The sequence below is a fragment of the Patulibacter americanus DSM 16676 genome, from assembly GCF_000420025.1.
Classification (GTDB): Bacteria; Actinomycetota; Thermoleophilia; order Solirubrobacterales; family Solirubrobacteraceae; genus Patulibacter; species Patulibacter americanus.
In genome coordinates, this window is sequence record NZ_ATUD01000008.1 from 184,262 (window position 1) to 191,304 (window position 7,043).

Genomic DNA, 7,043 nt, shown 5'->3' on the forward strand with positions numbered 1-7,043 from the left:
GCGTCCGGACCGCCGTCCGCTCTTACACGTTCCCAACCTGCCCGCCGGTAGGCTTCCGCGCGAATGTCGCGCTTGCAGGAACTTCATCCCGACCAGCAGGCCGTCCTGCAGCTCGTGCTGCGTCGGCGCATGGCCTACGCCGACATCGGGGCCACGCTCGGCCTCGAGCCCGCCCAGGTCCGCGAGCGCGCGCTCGACGCGGTCGACGGGCTCGCCCCGGACGACGTCGAGGGTCTCGCCCTCGAGGACCGCGACCGCATCGCGGATCTGCTGCTCGGCCAGGGCCCGGACGACGAGCGCGCGACCACCCGCGCCCTGCTCCGCGACCACGCTCCGGCCCGCACGTGGGCCACCCGGGTCGCCGGCGAGCTCGGGCCGCTCGGCGGCGCCGCCGAGGCGCTCCCCGCGAGTGACGACGCCCCGGGCGCGGCCGCGCCCACGGGCGCCACGGCCGCGAGCCGCGCCGGGGCCGGCGACCCCGAGCACGCCGAGCCGGGCACGGCTCCCGCCGGGGACGAGCCGGCGGCCGCGCCGCCCCCCGACGACCCGCAGGCCCGCGCGGCGGCGGCCGCCGCCGCGGCCGCGCCCGTCGCGGCCGGCGGCAGCGGCGACGTCCGCGAGGCCTTCGCGGCGCTCGACGGCGGCCGCACACCGAAGGCGCGCGGCCAGCGCACGCCGAAGGCTCGCGGCGCGCGCACGCCGAAGACCGGCGGGTCGCGCCGTAGCGGCGGGTCGCGGCCGTCGGGGCGGCTGCTCGCCGGCGGCGCGCTGGCCCTCGTCGTCGCCGCCCTCGTGATCGCGTGGGTCGGCGGGGTCTTCGACCGGGACGGGGGCGAGAGCGCGTCGACCGCGGCCCCCGCCCCCACGGGCACCTCCACCGCGGAGTCCGGCGTCGCGCAGGACGCGGCCGCGGCGCAGGCGTTCCTCGCGACCCTCCCGCGGCAGATCAACTTCACGGCGCCCGTCGGCGCGCCGGAGGCGTTCGCGAACGCGAAGGCGATCGCCCAGTCGGCCCTCAGCCAGACGACCGGCGAGCCCGTGCTCCTGCTGACGACGGAGGGCGTGCCGAAGGCCACGTCGAAGCGGCGGTACTACGCCTGGGCGGACAAGAGCGGCGCGGACCCGCTCCTGATCGGCGAGCTCGCGGACGCCCGGGGTGCCGAGCTGCCGTTCGTCGGCTTCGACGTGAAGACCCGCCAGCCGACCCGGGTCGACCCGACGGTCTACAACCGCATCCGCATCACGCGCCAGCCCGACAAGCCGCCGACGAAGCCGGGCTCCACGATGCTCGTGGGCACCCTGAAGGTCCGCTCGGGCACCTAGGAGACGGCGCGGGCGAGGCGCGCGAGCGCGTCGCCCGCCTGCCGGCGCGCGGCCCGGCGGCCCAGGAAGCCCGTCGGGCCGCCGCGGGCCACGAGCACCCGCTCAACGGCGACGTCGACACGGCAACGGCCGTCCCCCTCCGGGGTCAGCCGCACCTCGACGGCGCTGCGCTCCAGAGCGGACGCGAAGGGCGTGCCCTTCAGGTCCTGCTCCCAGCGCTGCAGCTCGGGGCGGCGCGAGGCCGTCACCCGCCAGTCCGTGCGGACGGGAACGCCGCGCGAGCTGCGCAGCACGAGCGTGAAGCGCCCGCCGCGCACGTCCTCGGCGCGCTCGGCCATCGGCCACCAGGTGGCGACCTTCGCGCCGTCGGCGACGAGGGGCCACACCGCGTCGGCGGGCACGTCGAGGACCCGGCTGGCCAGGGCGTCGGCGCGCGTCCCCACCGGGGTCAGTCCTCGTAGACGATGAGCGAGAGGACGTCGTGCGGCTCCAGCGCCGCGCGGCCGCCGAGGAACGCGAGCTCGGCCAGGAACGAGCAGCCGACGACCTCGCCGCCCAACCGCTCGACGAGCGAGCACAGCGCGCGGGCGGTGCCGCCCGTGGCGAGCAGGTCGTCGTGCACGAGCACGCGGGTGCCGGGCGGGAACGCGTCCTCGTGGACCTGCAGCTCGTCCGTGCCGTACTCGAGGGCGTACTCCACCCCGACCGTGGCCCGCGGCAGCTTGCCCGGCTTGCGGGCGAGGATGAAGCCGGCGTCGAGCTCGCGGGCGAGCGCCGGGCCGAGCAGGAACCCGCGGGCCTCCGCGCCGATCACGCGCTGCACGCCGAGGTCGCGCGCGGCGGCGGCGAGGCGGTCGACGCAGGCGCCCAGCGCCGCCGGGTCCGCGAGGACCGGGGTGATGTCGCGGAAGGTGACCCCCGGCTGCGGGTGGTCGGGGATGTCGACGACCTGCGCCTTGAGGTCGACGTCGGCGTTCTGACGGCTCACGGGACCAAGCGTCGCAGGTCCCGCACGAGCAGCAGGTGCTTCAGCCGCATCGTCGTGGCGGCGAGCGTCTCGAGCGCGTCGACCGCCTCCGCCCGCCGCTCCGCGCTGCGGGACCGCAGCGACGGTCCGAGCAGCTGCTCGAGCAGCGCGCCCTCGCGGTCGGCCGAGCTGCGCAGCACCCGCAGGTGCCGGCCGCCCACGCCGTAGTGCGAGAGCTCGACGGCCGCGCGGACGATCTCGCGCTCGTCGTCGTCGAAGAGGATCGCGCCGTCGCGCGGGGTGCCCTGGACCACGCCGAAGTCGCGCAGCTCCTTTACGAGCGCCGGGGTCGCCCGGGTGTCGTCGCAGAGCTGCTCGAGCGTGTGGAACGCCGTGCCGCCGCCCCGGAGCTTGATCGGCCCCGTGCGGTGATGGGCGTGGGCGTCGGGCTCGTCGTCCTCGCCCTCCCCCGCGCCGCCCGGGCCCGAGACGCGCGGCTCCTGCCCGCGGCCCGCCGCCAGCTCCTGGCGGATGACGCGCAGCGGCAGGAACTCGTCGCGCTGGAGGCGCAGGATCGTGCGCAGCCGCTCCATGTCCTCCGTGCTGAACAGCCGGTAGCCGCCCGACGTCCGCCGCGGCTGGAGCAGCTTCTGCTCCTCGAGGTAGCGGATCTTCGAGATCGAGATGTCGGGGAACTCCCCGACGAGCAGCTTGCAGACCTGCCCGATCGTCAGCGGGCGACCGGCACGGGCCGGGGCGGCGGGCCGCTCGCCAGCGCCCGCCGGGGCCTCGGGGGCCCGGCCGTCGAGGACCGCGGGGTCGGGGCCCGTCTCGTCGACCACGGGCCCGCCCTCAGCGGCCGAGGAAGGTGAGCTTGAACTTGCCGACCTGGACCTCGTCGCCGTCCCGCAGCAGCGCCGAGTCGATGCGGCCGCGGTTGACGTAGGTGCCGTTGAGCGAGCCGAGGTCGTCGATGTGCCACCCGTCGCCGCGCGCCACGACGAGCGCGTGGTCGCGGGAGACCGTGACGTCGTCCAGGAAGAGGTCGCTCTCGGGCCGGCGGCCGATGGTGACCCGCACGCCCGTCAGCGGCACCGACTCGCCCTCGCGGCCGCCGCCGGCGCGCACGACGAGCGCCGCCCCGCCCTGCTCCTGCAGCGCGGGGATGTCCAGCGCGGCCATCTCCCCCGACTCCTGCAGGTGGTAGGTGGCCGTCGTCGGCTCGCTCGGCGAGGAGACGTCGGCGAGGTAGGCGCCGCACTTCGGGCAGAAGTTCGCCGCCGTCCCGACGACGAAGCCGCACTCGGGGCAGTGCACCGCCATCAGGACGTCGCGTCTCCGCCGTCGTCGTCGCGGGCGACCTGGGGTTCCTCGTCGGGGACGGGACGCAGCCCGCCGGCGCGGCCGGCGAGGATCTCCGTCAGGCGGTCGACGTCGGACCCGTGGATCACGGCGCCGCCCTCCTCGTGCCGCAGGCGCAGGCGCGAGACGAGCTCCGCGCGGAGGATGTCGATCTGGCCGTGGAGGATCCGTCGCCGATAGCTGACCTCGGTCTCCTCCGCGGTCAGGCGATCGATCATCGCCTTGAGCTCCTCGTCGGGGAGGCTGCCGAGATCAGGAAAGGTGTCGTCCATGAGGGGTGGGGGCTCCTGTTGGGGGGCTCCGCGGCGAGCATACCAGCGGTCCCCGACGATTCCTGAACCTCCGGTTGAGGGTCGGGATCAGCCGTCCAGGACGGCGGCGTTCGCGGCGCGTCGCTCGCGGAGGGCGCGGCGGCCGTCGCGGGTGTACTTCGCGGAGGCGACGATCGCCATCGCCACTCCGACGATGACCGCGATGCGTGCGGGGGTCCCGATCCCCACGAGGGCGGCGAAGAGCCCGCCCATGAGCGGCCAGACGGCGAGCCTCCCCCACCAGTTGACCTGCAGGCGCACACCCTCGCGCAGCGCCTTGCGGGCCCCGGCGACGGTGTAGAGCTCGCGGGCGACGAGCAGCGCCAGCGCCTCGCGCGGCAACAGGTCGAAGTGCCAGCAGACGATGCCGCCGGCGAGCACGAGCGAGCGGTCGGTGATCGGATCGAGGAGTGTGCCGAAGCGGCTGTACTGGCCGGTGAGGCGGGCGAGGAAGCCGTCGAGGTAGTCCGTCGCGGCGATGAGGAAGAAGAGGATCGCCGGGACGGCGCGCGTGCCGTCGTCGCTCGAGAGGGCGAGCACGAGGAAGAGCGGGACGCACGCGAGCCGGAGCATCCCGACGACGTTCGGGATCGTCCACGGGCGCAGCGGCTGCCCCTGGAGCGTCTCGGGCGGCGGCGGACCGGAGCGGTCGATGCCGAAGAGCCGCCGCACGGTCATCCGCGCGGGCTCGGTCAGCTCGCGCGTGCGATCGCGGACGTGCTCCGTGCGCTCGCGGGTGCGGCCACGGACCTGCTCCGTCCGCTCCCGCACCTGGTCGGTGCGCTCGCGCGTGCGCTCCCGCGCCCGCTCCGCGCGCTCCCGTAGCCGCCGCCCCTCCGGGGAGCGGTCGTCGTCCCCCGCTGCCGGCCGGTCGCCGGACGGGGGGATCAGGGCACGCGCTCCCACAGCTCGCGCACCGCGTCGGAGAGCCCGTCGAGCGGCAGGCCGCCCTCGATCGTCTCCTGGCCGCGGCGGATCTGCGCCTCGACGCGGCCGTCGGCGAGCGAGCGCTTGCCGACCGTGATGCGCAGCGGGGCGCCGAGCAGCTCGGCGTCGGCGAGCTTGGAGCCCGCCCCGCCGGCGCGGTCGTCGAGGAGCACGTCGAATCCGGCCTCGCGCAGCTCGTCGTACACGCGCTCAGCGGCCGCGGCCTCGTCGCCCCCGGGCTTGCCGAGGCCGACGACCTCGATCTCGTACGGCGCGATCGCCTTGGGCCAGGCGATGCCGCGCTCGTCGTGGAACTGCTCGACCGCCGCGGCCACGATGCGCGCCGGGCCGATGCCGTAGGAGCCCATGACGATCGCGTGCGTCTTGCCGTCCTCGTCGAGGAACGTCGCGTCGAGCGGCTCGGAGTACCGCGTCATGAGCTGGAAGATGTTGCCGACCTCGATCGCCGGCTCGATCGTCACCGGCGTGCCGTCGACCGTGTCGCCCGCGACCACGGCGCGGACGTCGACCACGTCGTAGGCGAAGTCGCGGCCGAGCACGACGCCGTCGAGGTGGACGTCCGTCTCGTTCGCGCCGACGACCCAGGCGCCCGTGCCGGTGGCCTCGACGGCCGCGTCGACCACGACGGGCACGTCGGCGCCGATCGGTCCGAGGAACCCGGGGGGCCCGATGCGGTCGCGGATCTCGTCCTCGTTCGCCTGGCGGACCGTGCCGCCGAGTGCCTTGGCGAGCTTGACGTCGACGACCTCGTGGTCGCCGCGCAGGAGCAGCAGGACGACGCCGTCGGCGTAGGCCTCGGAGCCGGAGACGACGACGGGGAACGCCTTCAGGAGCGCGCCGGCGGGCCGGTCGAGGTGGGCGGCGAGCTTGGCGATGGTGCGGGTGCCGGGCGTCTCCACGCGGACGGGGGCGTCGGGCGCGTCGGGGAGCGTGACGGGCTGGGGGTCGGCCGAGGCGACCTCGACGTTCGCGGCGTAGACGGCCCCGCCGTCGGCGAGCACCACGTCGTCCTCGCCCGCGGCGCAGGGCGCCATGTACTCGTGGGCGCGCTTGCCGCCCATCATCCCCGTGTCGGACTCGACCTCGTACCAGCGCAGGCCGGAGCGGTCGTAGACCCGCGCGTACGCCTCGCGGAAGCGCTCGTACTGCGCCTGCAGGCCCGCCTCGTCGCGGTCGAAGGTGTAGGCGTCCTTCATGATGAACTCGCGCGTGCGCAGCACGCCGGCCCGGGGACGCGGCTCGTCCCGCTCCTTGATCTGGAAGTGGAACAGGCTGAAGGGCAGGTCGCGGTAGGAGCGCACGATCTGGGCGACGTGGTTCGTCATTGCCTCCTCGTGCGTCATCGCGAGGACCATGTCGGCGTCGCGCCGGTCCTTCAGGCGGAACAGCTCGCCGCCGATCGCGTCGTAGCGACCGGTGCGCTTCCACAGCTCGGCGGGCTGCAGGACGGGCATCAGGACCTCCTGGGACCCGATCCGCTCCATCTCCTCCCGGATGATCCCCACGACCCGCTGGTGGGCGCGCCAGCCGGCAGGCAGCCAGCTCCACAGTCCGGCGCCCATCTGCCGCACGAGCCCGGCGCGCACCATGAGCTGGTGCGAGATCGCCTCGGCGTCGGCGGGCGGCTGCCGCTCCGTGGGCAGCAGGGTCTGGGAGAGGCGCGTCATCGGGTACGGAATCTAGTCGACCGACCCGGCGCTCGGCCCGGCGGGCGGCCGTCCGTCCACGCGGCGCCGGGCCGGTGCGGTCACACGAGCGCCCCAGGGCCCGCGGGGTGCCCGTGTAGGTTGAGAGAGGCGGTGGCACCGCCCGGTGTCGTCGCGGACCGCACACGACCCACCCGAGGAGCCCCCCATGGCGTTCTCCGTTCCCCCGCTGCCCTACGCGTACGACGCGCTGGAGCCCCACATCGATCAGCAGACGATGGAGCTCCACCACGACAAGCACCACCAGGCCTACGTGGACAAGGCCAACGCCGCGCTCGAGGGCACCGAGTTCGCGGACAAGTCGATCGAGGAGATCGTCGCCAACCTCGACGCGCTCCCCGCCGACAAGCAGGGCCCCGTCCGCAACAACGGCGGCGGCCACTACAACCACACCCTCTTCTGGGAGTCGCTGCAGGGCGGCGGCGT

Annotated in this window: 9 protein-coding genes; 2 read left to right on the plus strand and 7 right to left on the minus strand. The window is 75.2% G+C overall.

The genetic code is table 11. The features are described from left to right. Positions 1-63: 63 nt before the first annotated feature. Positions 64-1,323: a hypothetical protein gene (locus F593_RS0114495; RefSeq protein WP_022929471.1), complete on the plus strand. Its 1,260-nt coding sequence runs from the start codon at positions 64-66 to the stop codon at positions 1,321-1,323. Here F593_RS0114495 and F593_RS0114500 read toward each other — a convergent pair. From F593_RS0114500 to F593_RS0114535, 7 genes are all read right to left on the minus strand, one after another. Next, on the minus strand, positions 1,320-1,766 hold the full coding sequence (locus tag F593_RS0114500; RefSeq protein WP_022929472.1) for an SRPBCC family protein: 447 nt from the start codon (positions 1,764-1,766) through the stop codon (positions 1,320-1,322). The genes F593_RS0114495 and F593_RS0114500 overlap by 4 nt on opposite strands. Positions 1,767-1,771: 5 nt before the next feature. Then, entirely contained in the window at positions 1,772-2,311 is a 540-nt protein-coding gene (locus F593_RS0114505; protein ID WP_022929473.1) for an adenine phosphoribosyltransferase, read from the minus strand. Next, a complete protein-coding gene (gene ftsR, locus F593_RS0114510; protein ID WP_022929474.1) occupies positions 2,308-3,132 on the minus strand; it encodes a transcriptional regulator FtsR in 825 nt (274 codons plus the stop codon). The genes F593_RS0114505 and ftsR overlap by 4 nt, the downstream gene beginning before the upstream one ends. A gap of 10 nt (positions 3,133-3,142) precedes the next feature. After that, positions 3,143-3,613, minus strand: coding sequence for an FHA domain-containing protein (locus F593_RS31100; protein WP_022929475.1), 471 nt, complete (start codon positions 3,611-3,613; stop codon positions 3,143-3,145). Continuing rightward, positions 3,613-3,924, minus strand: coding sequence for an RsiG family protein (locus F593_RS25490; RefSeq protein WP_022929476.1), 312 nt, complete (start codon positions 3,922-3,924; stop codon positions 3,613-3,615). Before F593_RS25490 ends, F593_RS31100 begins: the two co-directional genes overlap by 1 nt. Positions 3,925-4,011: 87 nt before the next feature. After that, positions 4,012-4,869 (minus strand): CDP-alcohol phosphatidyltransferase family protein, encoded by an 858-nt coding sequence (locus F593_RS25495; protein WP_022929477.1) that lies wholly within the window; start codon positions 4,867-4,869, stop codon positions 4,012-4,014. Next, positions 4,851-6,578 carry a proline--tRNA ligase gene (locus tag F593_RS0114535; RefSeq protein WP_022929478.1) on the minus strand — a complete coding sequence of 576 codons (1,728 nt, stop codon included), beginning with the start codon at positions 6,576-6,578 and terminating at the stop codon, positions 4,851-4,853. Before F593_RS0114535 ends, F593_RS25495 begins: the two co-directional genes overlap by 19 nt. 187 nt (positions 6,579-6,765) lie before the next feature. On the opposite strand from F593_RS0114535, the gene F593_RS0114540 reads away from it, so the two are divergent. Beyond that, a partial coding sequence (locus tag F593_RS0114540; RefSeq protein ID WP_022929479.1) for a superoxide dismutase occupies positions 6,766-7,043 on the plus strand: 278 nt, incomplete at its 3' end.

Bases quoted from the DNA above. Each gene is read 5' to 3' on its own strand.
- F593_RS0114495 (WP_022929471.1), top strand. From the start codon at position 64: ATGTCGCGCTTGCAGGAACTTCATCCCGACCAGCAGGCCGTCCTGCAG.
- F593_RS31100 (WP_022929475.1), bottom strand. From the start codon at position 3,613: ATGGCGGTGCACTGCCCCGAGTGCGGCTTCGTCGTCGGGACGGCGGCG.
- F593_RS25490 (WP_022929476.1), bottom strand. From the start codon at position 3,924: ATGGACGACACCTTTCCTGATCTCGGCAGCCTCCCCGACGAGGAGCTC.
- F593_RS0114535 (WP_022929478.1), bottom strand. From the start codon at position 6,578: ATGACGCGCCTCTCCCAGACCCTGCTGCCCACGGAGCGGCAGCCGCCC.